General features: G+C 65.9%; 17 protein-coding genes and 1 tRNA gene. 8 read left to right on the top strand and 10 right to left on the bottom strand.

Going from position 1 to position 16,789, the window contains the following annotated elements:
- Positions 1 to 83: 83 nt before the first annotated feature.
- Positions 84 to 782, bottom strand: a complete 699-nt coding sequence (locus BA190_RS22785; RefSeq protein ID WP_245314910.1) for a 5-formyltetrahydrofolate cyclo-ligase — start codon at positions 780 to 782, stop codon at positions 84 to 86.
- Between the two features lie 31 nt (positions 783 to 813).
- A complete protein-coding gene (metB, locus tag BA190_RS22780; protein ID WP_068292743.1) occupies positions 814 to 2,007 on the bottom strand; it encodes a cystathionine gamma-synthase in 1,194 nt (397 codons plus the stop codon).
- A gap of 196 nt (positions 2,008 to 2,203) precedes the next feature.
- Between metB and BA190_RS22775 the strand changes: the two genes are divergently transcribed.
- The 4 genes from BA190_RS22775 (at position 2,204) to BA190_RS22760 (ending at position 6,622) form a co-directional block, all read left to right on the top strand.
- A complete protein-coding gene (locus tag BA190_RS22775) occupies positions 2,204 to 3,079 on the top strand; it encodes a LysR family transcriptional regulator (protein ID WP_068292739.1) in 876 nt (291 codons plus the stop codon).
- A gap of 139 nt (positions 3,080 to 3,218) precedes the next feature.
- The gene (locus tag BA190_RS22770; protein ID WP_068292733.1) at positions 3,219 to 4,103 is read left to right on the top strand and encodes a sugar phosphate isomerase/epimerase; all 885 of its coding nucleotides are present in this window, start codon (positions 3,219 to 3,221) and stop codon (positions 4,101 to 4,103) included.
- A gap of 199 nt (positions 4,104 to 4,302) precedes the next feature.
- Complete coding sequence (locus BA190_RS22765) at positions 4,303 to 5,529, top strand: ROK family transcriptional regulator (protein WP_068292729.1); 1,227 nt, start codon at positions 4,303 to 4,305, stop codon at positions 5,527 to 5,529.
- A gap of 145 nt (positions 5,530 to 5,674) precedes the next feature.
- The gene (locus BA190_RS22760; protein WP_082979970.1) at positions 5,675 to 6,622 is read left to right on the top strand and encodes a sugar kinase; all 948 of its coding nucleotides are present in this window, start codon (positions 5,675 to 5,677) and stop codon (positions 6,620 to 6,622) included.
- 178 nt (positions 6,623 to 6,800) lie between these two features.
- Here the strand turns inward: BA190_RS22760 and BA190_RS22755 are convergent, their stop codons facing one another.
- From BA190_RS22755 to BA190_RS22740, 4 genes are all read right to left on the bottom strand, one after another.
- Complete coding sequence (locus BA190_RS22755; RefSeq protein WP_068292723.1) at positions 6,801 to 7,058, bottom strand: GlsB/YeaQ/YmgE family stress response membrane protein; 258 nt, start codon at positions 7,056 to 7,058, stop codon at positions 6,801 to 6,803.
- Between the two features lie 208 nt (positions 7,059 to 7,266).
- Complete coding sequence (locus BA190_RS22750; protein WP_082979969.1) at positions 7,267 to 7,563, bottom strand: hypothetical protein; 297 nt, start codon at positions 7,561 to 7,563, stop codon at positions 7,267 to 7,269.
- Positions 7,564 to 7,855: 292 nt separating this feature from the next.
- Positions 7,856 to 7,931 (bottom strand) — tRNA-Ala (locus tag BA190_RS22745).
- A 187-nt stretch (positions 7,932 to 8,118) separates the two neighbouring features.
- Positions 8,119 to 8,517 carry a TIGR02300 family protein gene (locus BA190_RS22740; RefSeq protein ID WP_068292718.1) on the bottom strand — a complete coding sequence of 133 codons (399 nt, stop codon included), beginning with the start codon at positions 8,515 to 8,517 and terminating at the stop codon, positions 8,119 to 8,121.
- Between the two features lie 340 nt (positions 8,518 to 8,857).
- Here BA190_RS22740 and BA190_RS22735 point away from each other — a divergent pair, with 340 nt between their 5' ends.
- From BA190_RS22735 to grpE, 3 genes are all read left to right on the top strand, one after another.
- Positions 8,858 to 9,565: a hypothetical protein gene (locus tag BA190_RS22735; RefSeq protein WP_068292715.1), complete on the top strand. Its 708-nt coding sequence runs from the start codon at positions 8,858 to 8,860 to the stop codon at positions 9,563 to 9,565.
- A gap of 22 nt (positions 9,566 to 9,587) precedes the next feature.
- On the top strand, positions 9,588 to 10,211 hold the full coding sequence (gene cmk, locus BA190_RS22730; RefSeq protein ID WP_068292712.1) for a (d)CMP kinase: 624 nt from the start codon (positions 9,588 to 9,590) through the stop codon (positions 10,209 to 10,211).
- 98 nt (positions 10,212 to 10,309) lie between these two features.
- Positions 10,310 to 10,963 (top strand): nucleotide exchange factor GrpE, encoded by a 654-nt coding sequence (grpE, locus tag BA190_RS22725; RefSeq protein ID WP_068292709.1) that lies wholly within the window; start codon positions 10,310 to 10,312, stop codon positions 10,961 to 10,963.
- Between the two features lie 140 nt (positions 10,964 to 11,103).
- Here grpE and ggt read toward each other — a convergent pair whose 3' ends face one another.
- The 3 genes from ggt to BA190_RS22710 all read right to left on the bottom strand — a co-directional run bounded on the left by ggt (position 11,104) and on the right by BA190_RS22710 (position 15,361).
- Complete coding sequence (ggt, locus tag BA190_RS22720; protein ID WP_068292707.1) at positions 11,104 to 12,849, bottom strand: gamma-glutamyltransferase; 1,746 nt, start codon at positions 12,847 to 12,849, stop codon at positions 11,104 to 11,106.
- A 269-nt stretch (positions 12,850 to 13,118) separates the two neighbouring features.
- Positions 13,119 to 14,462, bottom strand: coding sequence for an aspartate aminotransferase family protein (locus tag BA190_RS22715; protein WP_068292704.1), 1,344 nt, complete (start codon positions 14,460 to 14,462; stop codon positions 13,119 to 13,121).
- Positions 14,459 to 15,361 (bottom strand): MurR/RpiR family transcriptional regulator, encoded by a 903-nt coding sequence (locus tag BA190_RS22710; RefSeq protein WP_068293117.1) that lies wholly within the window; start codon positions 15,359 to 15,361, stop codon positions 14,459 to 14,461. The genes BA190_RS22715 and BA190_RS22710 overlap by 4 nt, the downstream gene beginning before the upstream one ends.
- Before the next feature lie 100 nt (positions 15,362 to 15,461).
- Here BA190_RS22710 and BA190_RS22705 point away from each other — a divergent pair, with 100 nt between their 5' ends.
- Positions 15,462 to 16,298 carry a 3-keto-5-aminohexanoate cleavage protein gene (locus BA190_RS22705; RefSeq protein ID WP_371260373.1) on the top strand — a complete coding sequence of 279 codons (837 nt, stop codon included), beginning with the start codon at positions 15,462 to 15,464 and terminating at the stop codon, positions 16,296 to 16,298.
- A gap of 59 nt (positions 16,299 to 16,357) precedes the next feature.
- Here the strand turns inward: BA190_RS22705 and trxA are convergent, their stop codons facing one another.
- Positions 16,358 to 16,687: a thioredoxin gene (trxA, locus tag BA190_RS22700; protein ID WP_068292695.1), complete on the bottom strand. Its 330-nt coding sequence runs from the start codon at positions 16,685 to 16,687 to the stop codon at positions 16,358 to 16,360.
- Positions 16,688 to 16,789: the final 102 nt, after the last annotated feature.

Below are 16,789 nucleotides of genomic sequence, written 5' to 3'. Positions count from 1 at the left end.
CGTTGGGGACGCGTGATTGGATGCATCCCGTCTCCAAAGGTTCCCGATGAAATCGCCGCTTCCCACCGAACGGGCGCCCGTCTTCAATCGCTGGGGTAGCGCCGTACGCCCTGATCCGTGACGATGGCGTCGAGCGGGATATCGTGCGCCAGGGGATGGATGGTACGGATCGCCGCCTCGGCATAGCCGACGCCGATCGCCACTACGCTCGCCGGCAGGCTTGCCAGCGTGCGGTCGAAATAGCCGCCGCCGTAACCGAGCCGGAAGCCCCGGGCATCATGGCCGACCACCGGCGCCAGGCAGATGTCGGGCACCACCTTGCGCCCGCCTTCGGGCACCGGGATGTTCCAGAAGCCCTTGACCAGTTTCTCGCCCTGCCGCCAGGTGCGGAACACCAGCGGCGTGTTCCTTTCAACCACCAGGGGCAGTGCCGTGATCGCCCCCCGCGCAGCGAGGGCCTCGGCCCAGTCGCGCAGATTGGGTTCGCCCCGCAACGGCCAGTAGAAGCTCACCACCCGCCCGGCGACATCGCCGACGACGCTATCGAGATGCCCGGCGATGGCCAGGGTCTTCTCGGTTCTCAGATCGACAGGCATGGCCAGCCGCTCTTCAATCAGGCGGGCCCGCTCGCCCTTGCGCCAGGCCATGATCTCAGCGCGGCGCTCGACCTGCACCTGCGCGGCGGCATCGAGCTGGCCGCCCTCGACCTCATGGGCGAAGCAGGCTGACGACGCGAAGGAATGCGTAGTCTCGTCGGCATCGTCGCGATCGGCTTCCATCATGGCATCGGCTCCCTGATCGAAGGTACGGCTATCATGTCCCAAACGCCCGCTGCCGGCCAGCCTCAGGCTGGCGAGCAGCGTCCAGCGCCTGGGCGAGATCGGCCAGCAGGTCGCCCTCGCCCTCCAGCCCTACCGAAAGCCGCAACAGGCTGTCCTTGATTCCCGCGGCTGCCCGCGCGGCCTCACCCATGCCGAGATGGGTCATGGTGGCGGGATGGGCAACCAGGCTTTCGACGCCGCCGAGCGACTCGGCGAGGGTGAACACCCTGACGGCCTCGACGAAGCGCTTGACGGCCAGGGGCCCGCCGGCGATCTCGAAACTGAGCATGGCGCCGAAACCAGCCTGCTGCCGCCGGGCGATCTCGTGGCCGGGATGGCCCGGCAGACCCGGATAATACACGGCGGCAACGCCGTCATGGCCGGCCAGGAACGCCGCGATCGCGCCCGCCGAACGCTGCTGGTGCTCGATGCGCGGAAACAGGGTGCGGATGCCGCGCAGCGTCTGATAGGCATCGAAGGGCGAACCGGTGACACCGGTCATATTGGCCCAGAAAGCCAGCTCCGTGACGTCCTCGGTCCTGGCAGCCACGACTGCGCCACCGATCACGTCGGAATGGCCGTTCAGATATTTGGTGGTGGAGTGGATGACGAAATCGGCGCCGAGGCCGATCGGTTTCTGCAGCGCCGGCGAGAGGAAGGTGTTGTCGACAGCAAGCCCTGCCCCCACCCTGTGGGCCTTGCCGGCGATGGAAGCGATGTCGACGACGCGCATCAGCGGATTGCTGGGGCTTTCGACCAGCACCAGGGCAGGACGCTGGGCCAGGGCGGCGTCGAGTGCGCTCTCGTCGGTCTGATCGACCAAAGCGAGGTTGAAATGGCCCTTGTTGGCTCGCATGGCCAGGAGACGTTGCGTGCCGCCATAGCAGTCATGCGGCGCCAGGATGGTCTGGCCGGGATTGAGGCGCGACAGTACCAGATCGACCGCCGCCATGCCGCTGGCGACAATCACGGCACCTGCCCCGCCTTCCAGCGCCGCCAGCGTCTCGGCAAGCTGGTCACGCGTCGGGTTGCGCGTACGCCCATATTCGTAGGTGCCGGCCTGTTCGAAGCCGCCAAAGGCATAGGAGCTGGCGAGGTAGAGAGGCGGAGCCACCGCGCGGAAGGCCTTGTCGTCCGCCATGCCGTTGCTGGCGGCAATCGTTTCGGGAGACCTGTCGTCCGTCATGCCATTTCACTCGATACCACCGCGCCTCGATCGAAACGCGTCTTGCTTCTGCCGGGCCAGACACCGGGCCGACACCCCGCCGCACGGCGGATCGGTACTGCCGGCATCGGAGCGTCCTGGAGTTGTGACATCGGAAATGACCTCAGACAAACGCATTGTTATTGCAGTTCAATGCAAAATCCATAATCTTATTTTCATGGATATCGGGCTTGCACGAACCTTCCTGGAAATTGCGCAGAATGGCAGCTTCGCCGCCGCGGCCGAGCGCCTCAATCTGACGCAGACGGCAGTCAGCGCGCGCATCCGGGCCCTCGAGCAGCAGATCGGCCGCCGTCTTTTCGTCCGCAACAAGGCCGGGGCCCGGCTCACGCCGGCCGGCGAGCGCTTCGTCGGGCCCGCCGCCGCCCTGGTCCAGGTCTGGGAACGCGCCCGGCAAGAGGTGGCGCTGCCGCCCGGGCGGGAGGAGGGCATCAGCCTGGGCGGCGAGCTCAGCCTCTGGCATCCCCTGCTCGCCGACTGGCTGGCCTGGATGCACCGCGAATGCCCGCGCGTCGCTTTGCGCGTCGAGGTCGATACGCCATCCCGGCTGGTCGAGCGCGTCAGGGAAGGCTCGCTCGATCTGGTCACGCTCTACAACCCGCCGCAATATCGCGATATCGTCGCCGAGCTGGTGGTGGAGGAACAACTGGTGCTGGTGACGACCGCCACCGACGGCACGGTGGATCGGGACAGCTACATCCAGGTCGATTGGGGACCGGCTTTCGCCCTCAACCACCGCGCCGCCTTTCCCGATTTCGCCGCTGCCCCCCTGGCAATTTCGCTCGGTCCCCTGGCGCTGACCCACATTCTCTCGGTGGGAGGCTCAGGCTATTTTCGCGCCGGCGCGGTCACGCCCTTCCTCGCCGATGGGCGCCTGCGGCTGGTGAAGGGGGCGCCGGCCTTCTCCCATTCGATCTATGCGCTCCATGCCGCCCGGCGGGACAACCCCGCCCTTCATCGGGCGCGCGAGGGCCTTCGTTTCGTTGCCGCCCGCGCCGAGCGGCCGGGACTGGGCGTCGCGACCATCGGATAGGGCCGTCGAGAAGAGACGGGCGGCCTTGCTTGAATGGAAGCCAGTTTGCTGCTACTCACAACAAAATAAGACCAAAAAGCATGATCGAGCCGGCACGTTCCGGACGGAACCCGGCCGGCGCAACAGGGCAGGATCCACCATGGACAAACTCGGCATTCATTCCTTCGTATGGACGGGCGGCACCACGCAGCAGGATCTCGAAGGCGCGATGGAGAAGTCGCATCGCCTCGGCTACAAGCTGATCGAATTTCCCCGCCTCGACCCCCGCAAATTCGATGTGTCCTGGCTGGCGCGGCGCCTCAAGGACTATGATCTCGCCGTGACCGTCACCATGGGCCTGCCGCTGGAAGGCGATATTTCGAGCGAGGACGCGGCCGTGGTGCGCCGGGGCGAGGAAATCCTCGCCGATGCGGTCGCCATCACGCGCGATCTCGGCGGCCACAAGCTCGGCGGCATCATCTTCTCGGCCCATACCAAATATCGCAGCCTGCCGACGCGCAAGGGCTGGGACAACAGCGTCGCCACGCTGTCCCGCCTGGCCGACAAGGCCAAGCAGGCCGGCGTCAGCCTCAATCTTGAAATCGTCAATCGCTTCGAGACCAACCTACTCAACACCACCGCGCAGGGCCTCGCCTTCATCCAGGACACCGGTTCGGACAACATCTTCCTGCATCTCGACACCTTCCACATGAACATCGAGGAAGCAGATCCCGTGCAGGCCATCCGGCTCGCCGGCGACAAGCTCGGCTATTTCCACATCGGCGAAAGCAATCGCGGCTATCTCGGCTCGGGCGTGATCAACTTCCCCGCCATTTTCGACGCCCTCGTCGCCAGCGGCTATGACGACTGGATCACCTTCGAGAGCTTTTCCTCCGAAGTGGTCGATGAAGACCTCTCGATCATCTGCGCGATCTGGCGCAACACCTGGACCGACAATGTCGAGCTCGCCCAGCGTGCCAAGGCCTTCATCGACGATCGCTACGCCGAAGCCCAACGCAAGGCCGAGACGGCCCGCACGCCGTGAAAGCGACTTGGAACGCAGTTCGGAACGCGGCCTTCTCCAGCGCTCGTCCAGGCCGCGTGCGTCGCATGCCATTCATGGAACCCGCCGGAACAGCGCCGTTCTAACACGTTGTTTCGACGCGTCTTTGCGTGGTTTGACGATTCCATCGAGTCGCAAGACATTGTAGTCTCCCCCTCCCCTCCGAGCGGATCTCCCCATCTTGGCAACGCCGCAAACCGTCCGTCATCTCAATGAAATCAGGGCTCTCAATGCCCTGTTCCGCGACGCCGGCATGAGCCGGGCCGACCTCGCCCGGGCGCTCGGCCTCAACCGTTCGACCACCGGCAATATCATCACCGGCCTGATGACGGAGGGCCTTGCGGTCGAGCGCCGCGACGAACCGCGCAGCGAGAATGCCGGCAAGACCGGCCGCCCCGGCATCCGGGTGCAGATCGATCCTGCCGGCGCCAGCTTCCTGGGTGCGGAGATCGGCGTCGACCGGCTCACCGTCGTCGTCATCGACATGCTGGCCCAGGAGATCTTGCGCCTCACCTTGCCCTTCCCGACCTATCGCGAAACCCCGGAGGCCGGCATCGACCGCATGGTGGCGCTCATCGCGCAAGCCATCGACAGCCTCGACCGGCCCGAGCGCCTGCGCGGCCTGTGCGTCACCCTGCCGGCCCTGCTCGCCTCGGACGGCACCGTGATCAACGGGCTCATGCTCGGCTGGCGCGACGTGAGGCTGAAGGAGATGGTCACCGATCGATTGAACCGGCGTTTCCCCTCGCTCGATCCCGCCATTTCGATCGAGAACGACGCCAATGCCTTCGCCATCGCCGAGACCTATCGCGACACCACGCATCGCTCGGAGACCGTTGCCTTCCTGCTGATCGAGAACGGTGCCGGCGGCGGCATCGTCATCGGCGGCCGCCTGTTGCGCGGCTCGGCGGGCTTTGCCGGTGAATTCGGCCAGATCGTGCTCGGCGGCGACAGTGCCCCGGCCGGCCGCTCCAAGCCGGGCCATCTGGAAAGCTATATCGGCAAGGACGCCATCCTCGGCTTCTATCGCACCCGGGGCGGCGAAGCCGATCTCGACAGGCTGCTACAAGGTCTTGTGCGGAGAGAAGAGGCGGCGACCGCCACGGCACGGGTCTGGGGCGAGCGTCTCGCCGCCGGCCTGATCCAGGTCACCAGCGTGCTCAACCCCGGCCTGATCATCCTCGGCGGCTCTGTCGCAGCGGTCTTCCCCCATGTCGCCACCGAGGTCAGCAAGGCCATGCAGCGCGAACTGCTCGAGGGCTTTCCGCTGCCGCGTATCGAAGTTTCCGGCCTCGGCGTCGAGGGCCCCGCCCTTGGCGGGGCCCTCCTGATGCACCAGAGCATGTTCTCCATCGACGAGAGCGCGATCTATGCCAGTGAACAGCCGATCACGCTGTTCCAGAGCTAAAGCGTTTTGCGATTTGGTGGAATCACCAAGAATCGCAAAGACGCGTCCAATCAAAGAGCTAAAGCAATGCAGCGTTTCCGTCTAAACGCGCTTTGCTTTAGGCCCCAGGCTCGCTCCCCTTTTCTCAGATATCGAGGAACCTCCCATGCTTGCAGGCAAGATCGTCACCATCGGCGAGATCCTGGTGGAGATCATGGCGACCACCACCGGCAACGGCTTCCTGGAGCCGCAACCCCTGGTCGGTCCTTTTCCGAGCGGCGCGCCGGCGATCTTCATCGACCAGGTCGGCAAGCTCGGCCATCCCGCCGCGATCGTCTCGGCCGTGGGCGATGACGATTTCGGCACGCTGAACCTCGAGCGCCTGCGGCGCGACGGTGTCGACGTCTCTGCCGTGGCCGTGCATGCGGGAGCGGCCACCGGCAGCGCCTTCGTGCGCTACCGGCCGGATGGCGGCCGTGCCTTCGTCTACAACATGCGCGACAGCGCCGCCGGACGCATCGCCGCCACGCCCGAGGCCGAGGCGGTGCTCGCCGAAGCGGGCCATCTCCACATCATGGGATCCGGACTGCCGGTGCCGGCGGTCGCCGACATGATCCTGAAGACCCTGCCGGGGCTCAAGGCACGCGGCGGCACCGTCTCCTTCGACCCCAACATCCGGCGTGAGACGCTGCGGGACGGCAGCAAGGCGATCTTCCATACCGTGCTGGCAGCAACCGATCTCTTCCTGCCCTCAGGCGAGGAGTTGTCGCTGTTCTCCGGCGAGAGCGACGAGGACAAGGCGGTGGCGGGCTTGCTGGCGGCGGGCGTCAAGGAGATCGTGCTGAAACGCGGCGCCGGCGGAGCCAGCCATTTCAGCCGGGAGGGCCGCACCGACATGCCCGGCTTTGCGGTGACCGAAATCGACCCGACCGGTGCGGGCGACTGCTTTGGCGCGACATTTCTGGTGGCGCGCCGGTTCGGCAAGCCGGTTGCGGAGGCCCTGCGCTATGCCAATGCCGCCGGCGCCCACACCGTGACCGTGCAGGGGCCGATGGAAGGGAGTGCTGGCTTCATCGAGCTCGACCACTTCATGGCGCAAGCCGGCAGCCTTTGAAGCCGGGCGTCGCCGCCACGCTTGTTGCGAAACTGTCACAAGCCAAAGATAGCATGGCCGGGCATCGGGCTTCTCTCTCGCCCTGCCACGGCCCGGCCGGGTTCTCCAGCAGCGTTCGCTGGCTGGGCCGTGCCCCGCACCGGTTCCCCGTGACAGCCGAGCGCCAGCCGCCGACGCCTCAGGCGGACCGTTTCAGCATTCTTCCGAGCGCGATCAGGATGCAGGCTCCGATAAATCCGGCGATGAGATAACCAATCCAGCCACCGAGCACCACGTTAAACATACCCAACACCAGATTGGCAACGGCCGCACCGACGATGCCGAGGATGATGTTCATGAGGACGCCCATATTGCTCTTCATGAACATTTCGGCCAGCCACCCCGCGAGGCCACCGATGATGATGGCTCCGATCCAACCCACTTGCGGATTCTCCATACTGCACCCCCTTGTCAGGCTTGGCGCCAAGCATGCCCGCTGACGGCATATTCCTGCGAATGCCGGCAGGCACGCCGGTTTCGCAAGGCGCTATGGCACCAAGGCGGGACCTTGCTGGTCCCGGGTGAGAACGCATGGATCGGGTCATGGTTCCGTATCGAATCGGGAGGCCCGGCGAGCGGGCCCCCCGACGACGAAGCCCATGGGCTCAATAGCCGTAATAGTACCGGCGGTGATAATAGGGCCGGTAATAGTAGCGCGGCCGATAATAGCGCCGATAGGGGCGGTAGTACCGGTAGGGTCGGTAGTAGCGGGGGCGGTAGTAGCGCGGCCGGTAGTAGTAATACTGGACCTGCTGGGCCTGGGCCGTGCCTTCCAGGGTGTTCGCCGTGGGGGCCGCCCGCTCGACCGGCGCCACCGGCAGCGCCGAAGACGGCGTCGAGGTGACAGCCAGTCCGCCGAGCATCATGACGGCAGCGAACAAGGCCTTGAGTGAAAAGCGCATGCTTTATCTCCCTTTGCTTGGCATCTCTTGCCTCGGTCATCTTCACTGATCCCGCTCATCCGGGCTATCGCCTACGAAACACCGGACAAAGCGGCCTCGGCAAGCAGCAGTCGAGCTGAGATGATCCACCGGCATGCGAGATAACCGAACGGAATGCCCTCGAACCCTAGGCGTTCGCCAGGACACAGGCAATGTAATCCTTCGGGATGCTTTCGTCGCGCAATAAAAAAGCCCGCTCGATGCCGGCGGGCTTGGTGGAACCGGACTTCTGTCATTGAAGACCGGGAGGAAGTGGTGGAGCCAGGCGGGATCGAACCGCCGACCTCTACAATGCCATTGTAGCGCTCTCCCAGCTGAGCTATGACCCCACTTTTGCGAAGCGGCCTGGGAGCTGCTTCGGTGTCCCTCGGCGTCACCGCCGACGGGCCGCTCGTTTGTCACGTTTCGCGGCCCGATGCAAGACGTCTTGTGAAGAAATTTTGTAAAATCTTTCAATTGGGGAAAAGACGCGGCTCCGGGCGGGTTCCGCGTCCCTGAAGGGGCTCGTTGCGAGCCTCAGCTTTCCTCGTCGTCCTCGATGCCGTCGCCGATCAGATCGGTGACGTCGTCATTCTCGTCCTCGTCTTCCTCGAGGAAGGTGTCATCGGAGCCCGGATCATCCTCGACATCGATGTCGTCGTCGCCGACCACGGCCTTGGCGGCACTCGTCTCGTCATCGGCTTCTTCGAGGCTGATCAGTTCGGCGTCCGTGTTCTGATCGAGATCGTTGTCGTCCTCGGTCTGATCGGCGGGGCGCGGAGCGACCGCGTCGGGACGGCCACCGCGCAGGAGCGGTGCTGCAATGGCGACCACCTGGCCGGTATAGGGCGAGATGATCGGATCCTTGTTCAAATCGTAGAATTTGCGCCCAGTCGTCGGACAGACGCGTTTCGTGCCAAGTTCGGGTCTGGCCACGGCGTGTACCTTATGTCGGAAATCGAAGTGCGAGGCCGCTACAGACTAGAAGCCCCCATGTCAATCAGAATCGCAAAGATGGCGTTTTTTCGCGATCTGGCAAGGGGTTGAATCAAGATTTCCTCCCACCACCGGCTTTGCCCTCCGGGCCATCCATGCTAGGGCGTGTGGCCGGGTGGACTGGGAGGTTCGCCCATGCGGGAGCAAGAGTCCCGCCACCGGCATTCTGCCTTGCCGCAAATTTCTTCCGCCCGTCCGGAGCCGTTCCTTGCTCGCATCGCCCCCCCAAGCCGCTCCGCTTCCCGCGCGCCGGTCCTCCGGGCCGGCTCAGGCGACCCGGGTGACGTGCGACGATACGGCCCGTCTGCTTACCATCATCCTCGGCCTCCTCAGCGTGGGCGAGACGCGCATCGAGACCCTTCCCGAAAGCGATGGCATCCTGGCAACGGCCGAATCCTGCCGCAGGCTGGGTGCGGCGATCGAGCGCGCCGGAGCGGGAAGCTGGCGCATTCACGGCGTCGGGGTCGGCGGCCTGCTCTCCCCGGAAGGTAGCCTCGATTTGGGAGGATCCCTGGCAGCCGCAGTCCTGATGATGGGCGTTGTCGCAGGCCATGGCGTCACGGCCAGTTTCGATGGTGAGCCCGCAGTGCGGGCCTGTGCCATAACGCCTGCCTTGGCGCCCCTGATGCGGATGGGCGCCGAGATCGTCACCTCGGCCGAGGGCACGCGCCTGCCCCTGACCCTACGCGGCGCCGTCGACGCGGTGCCGATCCTCTGGCGCGTGCCCGATGGCGACACCTCGTCACCGGTAACGCCGGATCTGATAACCTCGGCCGTGCTGCTCGCCGGCCTCAACGCGCCCGGCGAGACCAGCGTCATCGCACCGCGAGGGGCCGGGGAGGCGGCCGGGTACCTGCTCCCGCTTTTCGGGGCGGCTGTCGCCACATCACCCGAGGGTTCCGGACACCGTATCGTGCTGCAAGGCCGCCCCACGCTCCGGCCCGCGGTCGTCACCCTGCCGGCGGAAACACCGCCTTACTCCCGCTGATGTGTAATCCTGGTGCCTCGTCATGATCATCGCCATTGATGGCCCCGCCGCCTCCGGAAAGGGTACCCTGGCCAAGCGCCTCGCCGCCCATCTCGGCCTGCCCCATCTCGACACCGGCCTGCTCTATCGCGCCGTCGGGCGGGCCGCCATCGATGGTGGCCTCGATCTCGAGGATGCGGACGCCACCGCCGAGATCGCCGACGGGCTCGACGTCGCCAGCCTCGACGAGTCCCGGCTGCGCGGCCGGGAAATGGGCGAAGCGGCCTCCGTGGTCGCCGCCCACCCCAAGGTGCGCAAGGCCCTGCTCGATCTGCAGCGGCGCTTCGCCCATCAGCGTGGTGGGGCCGTGCTTGACGGCCGCGACATCGGCACGGTGATCGCGCCCGGCGCCGAGGTGAAGATCTTCGTCACAGCCGATGCCGAGATCCGGGCACGCCGGCGCCATCTCGAGCTCGAGAAGCGCGGTGATGCCCCCCCTTTCGAATCGGTGCTCGCCGATATCCGCAAGCGCGATGCCCGCGACGCCGGCCGCGCCGATGCCCCCCTGAAGCCGGCGCCCGACGCCCATGTTCTCGACACCACCGCCCTCGATGTCGAGAGCGCCTTCGCCGCCGCCCTGGCGCTGGTCGAGCGCCATCGGCGTTGACTCAAAATGGGCGGATTGAGGTTGCTCGCAGCATCAACCCTTGATTTTATCGGCCAGGACGCTGATATCCCGGCCGAACATGAGTTGGAAAAGGTGAAATGACCAGCAAGACCAAACCCGCAGCCGAAACCGAGACCCGCCCTGCGGCCGAGGCGGCCGCCACGGCGGCGCCGACGGCCGACAGCACGGGCCAGGCTGGTGGCGAACAGGCCGGCGCCGACCAGACCGCGGCGAACGACGAAGCCTTCGAGGTCCTCAGCAAGCTGCAGGCCGAGAATGCCGAGCTGAAGGATCGCCTGCTGCGCACCCTGGCCGAGGTCGAGAATGTCCGCCGCCGCGGCGAGCGCGAGCTCAACGATGCGCGTCAATATGCCATCGCCAAATTCGCCGGCGACATGCTCGGCGTCGCCGACAATATGGAACGTGCCCTGGCGAGCGTCCCCGCAGAAGCACGCGAGAGCGACGATGCCGTCAAAGCCTTGATGCAGGGCGTCGAGCTCACCGAAAAGGAAATGCTGCGCTCGCTCGAAAAACACGGCGTCAAGAAGCTCGACCCCAAGGGCGAACGCTTCGATCCCAACTTCCATCAGGCGATGTTCGAGGTGCCCGATCCCTCCGTGCCCAACGGCACCGTGGCCCAGGTGGTGCAGGTCGGCTATTCGATCGGCTCGCGCGTGCTGCGCCCGGCCATGGTCGGTGTCGCCCGCGGCGGCCCGAAGCCGGTGGCGGCCGAAGCAGAGAAGCAGGCCTGAATCCAATAAACACCGATCCTTGTCATGCCCGGGCTTGACCCGGGCATCCAGATGTCGAGTTCTCCCGAAAGCCGGACTGGATTGCCGGGTCGAGCCCGGCAATGACAAATGTCACGGTCTTTTCAGGTAGAGAGACAGCCTCAATAGCCGGCCGCCAGGCCTGACTCGACGCGGCTGTCCATGGCGCCGTTGTAGCGGGCGCCGTCGCCCTTCTTGATGGTGGCGAGATCCTTGCCGCCGACCAGGATGCCGGCCGCCTTGCCCCAGACCGGCCAGGCTGGATCGCCTTCGTCAACCTTATATCCCATCTCGACCAGCAGCTTGACGGTGTCCGGCGAGAGCGCCTGGGGCTCGGTATAGATCTGGTCGGGCAGCCATTGATGGTGGATGCGCGGCGCGTCGACGGCTTCCTGGATATCGAGGCCATGGTCGATCACGTTGAGGATGGCCTGCAGCGTGATGGTGATGATGCGCGAACCGCCGGGGCTGCCGATCACCATGAAGGGCTTGCCGTCCTTGGTGACCACGGTGGGGCTCATCGAGGACAGCGGCGTCTTCTTGGGTTCGATGGCATTGGCCTCGCCCTGCACCAGGCCGTAGAGATTGGGCACACCGGGCTTGGCGGTGAAATCGTCCATCTCGTTGTTGAGCAGGATGCCGGTACCCTCCGCCACCACGCCGGCGCCATAGGAGCCGTTGAGCGTGTAGGTGACGGCGACGGCATTGCCGTCATTGTCGATGATCGAATAATGCGTGGTTTCCTTGGACTCGCCCATGCCCTTGGGCATCAGCTCCTCGGAGACGCCGGCCTTGTAGGGATTGATCTTCGCCCGGATCTCGGCGGCGTAGTTCTTGTCGAGGAGGTGCGGGACAGGGTTCTTGACGAAATCGGGATCGCCCAGGCTGGAATTGCGGTCGACATAGGCATAGCGCATCGCCTCCACCATCAGATGTACGGTGTTGGCCGAATCGGCGCCGAGATAGGAGAGCGGATAGCCCTCCAGCACGTTGAGGATCTCGCAGATGATCACGCCGCCGGAGCTCGGCGGGGGCGAGGAGATGATGTCGTAGCCGCGATAGTTGCACTTCACCGGCTCGAGCTCGCGAACCTTGTACTGCTCGAAATCCTCCTTCTTCAGGATACCGCCTTTGGCGGCGGAAGCCTTGACAATGGCATCGGCGATCGCGCCCTTGTAGAAGGCGTCCTGGCCCTTCTCGGCGATGGCAGAGAGCGAGGCGGCGAGATCGGGCTGCTTGAAGGTGTCGCCAACCGCATTGGGCGTGCCGTCGGCCTTGAGGAAGATCTTGGCCGCGTTCGGGTCGCGCTTGAGCCAGTCGGCATTCTCCTTGACGGAGGCGACGTCACCTTGGCCGAGCACATAGCCATCCTTGGCATAGCGGATGGCGGCTTCCATCAAATCCTTGCGCGGCAGCGAGCCGTATTTTTCGCGGGCATATTCGAAGCCGGCCACCGAGCCGGGCACGCCGACGGCGAGATAGCCGTCCGTGGAGGCGCCCTTCACCGGATTGCCCTTGCCGTCGAGATACATGTTCTTGGTGGCAGCGTTGGGCGCCCGCTCGCGGAAATCGATGAAGGTCGACTTGCCGTCCTTGGTGCGGATGGTCATGAAGCCGCCGCCGCCGATATTGCCGGCTTCCGGCCAGACCACGGCCAGGGTGTAGCCAACAGCCACGGCGGCATCGATGGCATTGCCGCCCTTCTTGAGGACATCCACGCCGGCCTGGGTGGCCAGGCGCTGGGTGGTGACGACCATGCCGTGCTCGGCCTCCACCGGCGCCGGCGAAGCGGCGTTGGCCCCGGCAAGGGGTGCGAAGGTCAGTGCGACGACAAGACCGGTGACGGTCACCGGACGGACGCGGTGCATAGGCTCCTCCTCTGAATGGCGCGGTTTCCGCCCCCCGAGGCCGGAACGCCGCGCCGATTTCCTTGAAGTTCATGGCCTGATTCAAACGGGGGCGAGCGAATCAGGCCCCAGTCACCCCGGTTTTCTCCGGACTGCCGGCCTTCTCGGCGTGGGCCGCTTTCCCCTCCTGTCGGCAGCGCACGGCTCCGAAGGCTTCATTGCTAGACGGGATTCCGGCCTGCGTCGATAGAGCTTTGTCTCCTTGGCCTTCGGCACGGCCGGGAAGATGGTCAGGCCCCTGCCGCCGGCAACCCGGCCAAGGCGGCCTCGACGGCATCGCCCAGGCGCTCGACCACGGCATCGACCTGGCTGCGCTCGATGATGAAGGGCGGCGCCAGCAGCACATGGTCGCCCTCGACGCCGTCGATCGTGCCGCCCATCGGATAGACCATCAGCCCCCGCGCCATGGCCTCGCGCTTGACGGCGGCATGGAATTTCAGCGCCGGGTCGAAGGGTTGCTTGCTGTTGCGATCGGCGACGAACTCGACGGCGCGGAACAAGCCGCGTCCCCGGATGTCGCCGATATGGGCATGGTTGGCGAAACGCTGTTCCAGCCGTTCCTGCAGGCGATCGCCCATGGCTGCGACATTGGTGAGAAGATTATCGCGCGCGATTGTCTCCTGCACGGCCAGGGCGGCCGCGGCGGCCATGGCATGGCCCATATAGGTATGGCCGTGCTGGAAAAAGCCTGAGCCTCCGGCGAAGGCCTCGAAAATGGCGCCGCTGAGCAGGACGGCGCCGATCGGCTGGTAGCCGCCGCCGAGGCCCTTGGCGATGGTCATGAGGTCGGGCGCCACCCCCTCCTGTTCGCAGGCATGCAGTGTGCCCGTGCGCCCCATGCCGCACATCACTTCGTCGAGGATGAGCAGGACACCATAGCGGTCGCAGATCTCGCGGATGCGGGTGAAGTAGCCGGCGACGGGCGGCACCGCGCCTGCCGTGGCGCCGACCACCGTCTCGGCCAGGAAGGCGATGACCTCGTCCGGCCCCAATTCGAGAATCTTGTCCTCGAGGGCCTGGGCGGCCCGCGCCGCATAGGTTTCGTCGCTCTCGCCCGGCGCCTGGAAGCGATAGGCGAAGCAGGGATCGATATGGTGGGTCTCGATCAGCAGCGGCTGGAACTGGGCCCTGCGCCACTGATTGCCTCCGGCGGCGAGGGCCGCCAGCGTATTGCCGTGAAAGCTCTGGCGCCGGGCGATCACATGCCGGCGCCGCGGCTGCCCCTTCTCGACGAAATATTGCCGCGCCATCTTCAGGGCCGCCTCGACCGCCTCCGAGCCGCCACTGACGAGATAGGCCCGTTCCAACCCGGCCGGCGCATGGGCGATCAGGCAATCCGCCAGCCGTTCGGCGACATCGGTGGTGAAGAAGGAGGTATGGGCATAGGCAAGCCTATCGAGCTGCCGGTGCAGGGCTTCCAGCACGGCCGGGTGGCCATGGCCGAGGCAGGAGACGGCGGCACCGCCGGAAGCATCGATATAGCGCTTGCCGGCGGCATCGATCAGCTCGATGCCATGCCCACCGACGGCGACCGGCATGACGGCGTTGGCAGCACGATGGAGCAGATGGCTCATGGCGAGGTTCCCGGGAGTTTCGGCTGCGGACGTCGGGTCAGATGGGTGCCGAGGGCGGCCAGATGCGCATCCGCGCGCCGCAGGGCGGCGAGCGCCGCCTCGCCGTCATGGCCCGCCACCAGCGCAGCCAGCACCTCGGCCGCGGCAAAGGCCGGCGTCACGGCATGCAGGAAGGAGGGGCTGGCCGTCGGCACGACGAGATGATGGCGGGAGATCCTGGCCAGAGGCGCCACCTCGCTGTCGGTGATGGCGAGGATGGACAGCCCGCGCGAAGCGGCATGCTCGGCGAGTTCGAGGGTTAGGCGCGTATAAGGCTGCAGGCTGACGGCCACCATCACCTCGCCCGGAGCGGCATCGACGAGGGCGTCGGCCCCGATGGCGGCGATCCCGTCGAGCAGCACGCTGGGCCTACCGATCAGGGTGAGCGCATAATGCAGGTGCCAGGCAACGGGATGGCTCGCCCTGAGACCGAGGCAATGGATGCGGCGGGCCGAAGCAAGAGCCTGCGCGGCACCGGCGAATGCGGCAAGCGGCCTGGCTGCCGCAAGCCCGCCAAGCTGGGCGCCGAGCATACCGAGCATGGCTGCGGCCAGGTCTTCGTCGCCACCGCGCTCCTGCCGGGTGAGGTGGTCTCCCGCCTTGCCTGCGAAGCCCGTCTGCGCCTCCCGCAATGTGTCGGCATGCAGTTCCCGCAGGGCCTCGTAACCGTCAAAGCCCAATTGCCGGGCGAGACGCATCATGGTCGCCGGCTGCACGCCGGCGCGACGCGCCTGTTCCCGCATCGACAAAAGGGCGACATCGCGCGGATTCTCCAGCACATAACGGGCAGCGGCCCTGATCTGCGCCGGCATCGCGTCGAAGCCTCTGACGATCTCCGCGGCCAAGCCGTCGAGATCCACAAGCCCGTTCATGCCCTGCGCTCCATCGGAGGGATTATTGAAACAAACGTATCATATGCTATAATATTGATACAAATGAATCCTCATTCGGAGACGGATTTTGTCGGCTACGCTGGATTGCGCCCCGCGTTTCATTGCCGTCGCCCCCAATGGCGGCCGGCGGACCAAGGCGGATCATCCCGCCCTGCCGATGACGACCTCCGCCCTGGCGCAGACGGCGGCGGGCTGCCTGGAGGCCGGCGCGGCCATGATTCATGTCCATGTCCGGCGTAGGGACGGCAGCCATCTGCTCGATGCCGAGGCCTATCGCGCCGTCATCGCCGCGATTGCCGCCGCGACGGGCAAGGATCTCGTGGTGCAGGTCACCTCGGAGGCGCTCGGCCTCTATTCGCCGGCGGACCAACGGGCCGTCATCCGCGAAACGCGGCCGGAAGCGGTATCGCTCGCCCTGCGCGAACTGGTGCCCGATGCCGGCGAGGAAGCCGCCTTTGCCGAATTGCTGCTTTTTCTCAGGCTGATCGGCGCCATGCCGCAGATCATCCTCTACACGCCGGACGAAGCCAGGCGCCTTGCCGACCTGCAGCGGCGCGGCCTCATCCCCTACGAGAAGCTGCCAGTGCTTTATGTGCTCGGCCGCTATACGACGGACCAGACGTCACGCCCCGCCGATCTCCTGCCCTTCCTCGCCGAGGACATGCCACGCTTCGATCCCTGGAGCCTGTGCGCCTTCGGACCCCAGGAGGCGGCCTGCGTCACCGCCGCAGCCCTGCTGGGCGGGCACGCCCGTGTCGGCTTCGAGAACAACCTCCATCGTCCCGACGGCACGCTCGCCCGGGACAATGCCGAATTGGTGGCGCGGGCCCGGCAGGCCATCGAGGCTGCCGGCTTGAGGATCGGCGATGCGGACGCCCTGCGGGCGGCGACGCTGACCGCATGAAAAAGGCGGCCCTGAGGCCGCCTTCATTCACAGAACAGAGGGTGAAGCGAATTCTCGCCTCAGGCCGCCGAAGCCGAAACCCAGCGCGACAGCTCGCCCTTGGGAGCGGCCCCGACCTTCTGGGCGACGGGCTTGCCGTCCTTGAAGACGATCAGCATCGGGATCGACATCACCCGGAACTGCGAGGCGATCTGCGGGTTCTCGTCGACGTTCAGCTTGGCGATCTTGACCTTGCCGGCCATCTCGGTGGCGATCTCGTCGAGGGCGGGCGCGATCATGCGGCAAGGGCCGCACCATTCGGCCCAGAAATCGACGACGACCGGCTCGGCCGAATTCAGCACGTCATTGGCGAAGGAGGCATCCGTGACCTTGATCGTGTTGGCACCCATTTCGAGAATCTCCACAGCGGGAATGGCGGAATCGCCATGCAAATATCCGTTGCCCTCAAGCTAGGAATGCACCGGCCCAGCGTCAAGGAGCGGAACGGCTTC

Source organism: Labrys sp. WJW (assembly GCF_001676615.1).
GTDB lineage: Bacteria > Pseudomonadota > Alphaproteobacteria > Rhizobiales > Labraceae > Labrys > Labrys sedimenti.
Note: the sequence above shows the minus strand (reverse complement) of the source record. Positions and strands in the feature narration are given on the sequence as shown.